The organism is Desulfobulbus rhabdoformis (assembly GCF_016919065.1).
Taxonomy (GTDB): domain Bacteria; phylum Desulfobacterota; class Desulfobulbia; order Desulfobulbales; family Desulfobulbaceae; genus Desulfobulbus; species Desulfobulbus rhabdoformis.
Window position 1 is genome coordinate 1 of record NZ_JAFFQA010000109.1, and the last position, 1,992, is coordinate 1,992.

Annotated in this window: 2 protein-coding genes; both read right to left on the reverse strand. The window is 44.0% G+C overall.

What is annotated here, in order from left to right; genetic code table 11:
- Positions 1-90: 90 nt before the first annotated feature.
- Positions 91-660, reverse strand: coding sequence for a TonB-dependent receptor plug domain-containing protein (locus JWJ90_RS22550; RefSeq protein WP_205229469.1), 570 nt, complete (start codon positions 658-660; stop codon positions 91-93).
- Between the two features lie 746 nt (positions 661-1,406).
- Positions 1,407-1,709 carry a helix-turn-helix transcriptional regulator gene (locus JWJ90_RS22555; protein ID WP_205229470.1) on the reverse strand — a complete coding sequence of 101 codons (303 nt, stop codon included), beginning with the start codon at positions 1,707-1,709 and terminating at the stop codon, positions 1,407-1,409.
- Positions 1,710-1,992 lie beyond the last annotated feature (283 nt).

The following is a 1,992-nucleotide window of genomic DNA, read 5'->3' on the forward strand; positions in this document are numbered from 1 at the left end:
TTTCGAGCCCAAACCTAATGACCGTTTCGATATTGAGCCTTAAACCGGCTGCGCAGCCTGCCGGTGTTGCTGGACTTTCAGTCCGCGATTTTAAACCCACCGATCTTCAAGTCGGTGGTTGTTTAGTAGTGGAGTGGAGACATCAAAACTTGTTTCCTTAGTATTGTAGGAGCTGTATTCAGCAGTTGCACCTCCCTCTGTAGTGTTGGATGGATCTTTAGTAACTATATTGATAACACCACCCATTGAGTCTTTTCCGTAGATTGTCCCCTGCGGTCCTCTTAAAACCTCAACTCTTAAGATGTTTGATACGGTTTTGTCAAAACCCCACATGTGGCTATAAGGGACTCCATCTATGTAAATTACCATCGGACTAGTGCTGGTAAAAGTAGAACTATTGAGTCCTCTAAAGTTTATAGTTCCAGTTGAGCTGAGATTTGGAATGAATTCTATCAATTCTCTTACATCTTTTATCCCCCTTTCCTCAATCTCAACATCAGTCATAACCGTAATGCTTTGTGGTATATCTTTGATGTCTTCTTCAATTTTATTTGCCGTTACTGTTACACTATCTAAAGTTATGGTATCTTTTGCATAAATAATATTTTCAAAAAGTAATGATGCTGTAATGGATAAACTGATCGCTTTTAGTTTGTTCATAGTCTTGCTTTCTTTAGTTATGAGTGTCTTGAATAATGAGATTTTTCAATCGAGCTAAACGCGAAATAGTATTACCTGATTCCTGTGAAAGGAGGCTAATGGTAGCCGAAGAGATTTTAATGATTGCCGAACTTTTTACGTCTAGATTGGGAATTCCAGATCATTCCGGTCAACTTCTCTCGGAGAGGAGCGACGCTTCGTAGGGTAACAGCTTACGCCTTCCCTTTTTTTTCATCGTGCTGAAAATGTGGGCATGTTTGCCCAAATTTTCCGAAGTGGCAAATATGGACGAGTTGGAAGCAAGAGAGGTGAGGGCTAAAGAAAAATTCTGGCAGGGAGATGTCGCTGGCCGACATGTATCCGGTCGGGTTCAGCTAATGTGCTGTATGTTCAGCAGTACCATCACCTACGGGTGCATCCGCTACTTATGGCAAATTGTTCGAACCACACTTCAGGTAGACGTCAGCATGGGAAATTGGCCCATACTGCGGGCGGCGAACTTTTTAATTCCATAAGCTTCGGATGCTCCCATCACCTACCTGGCTCTCTTTGGGGCTGGCGAGAAAAATATTTGGATGAAGGCAAGCTTGCCCTGAAGGACGACAAAAAGGTGATAGGAAAATGACAGCGTCACTTAGCTCCGACCACCTGACAAGATCATTGGAGTAGGTGGCCGGATACCCTGGAATACACAGGTAGCTATCAGAAGACCTATAATAGCGTTTGGCTCACTGGAATTTCACCTGCTAGAGGAAGTGCGAGCGGGCGGAACATTTCAAACATTCCCGCGGATTCATCTTGTATTGTTCTTTGAAGGCACTGGAAAAATGGCTCAGGCAAGAATAGCCCACAAAACAGGAGGCTTCGGTTACATTCATTTTTCCCGTCGTCAAAAGCTGGCGGGCCTTTTCGAGGCGCATATCCCGGAGGCACCCGAAAACCGTGTTGCCGAACAGGGCTTTGAATCCACGATTCAACTTGCAATGGTTCATGCCTGCAATTTTTGCCAGATCACACAGGCTTGGCGGGTTGGCAAGATCCTTTTGCATGACCTCCCTTACATGACAAAGCCTGTCGATCTCCGATGACTGAAAATGTCTTGCCGAGCGGTCGTTACTGTTTGTTTGATTAAGGGAATCTAGTATTAAGTCAATAAGTTCCAGTGATTTTGCTTCAAAATATAGTTTCCTGTGGGATAGATCTAAAGAGACGGTCCCAAGAATCCGGACCACCCCTTTGGCTAACCTATCCATCGTTCCTTCATCATGTTAAAGAAGAGGGATTATGAAAAAGCAAAAGAGAAAGCACACACCGGAATTCAAAGCCAGAATT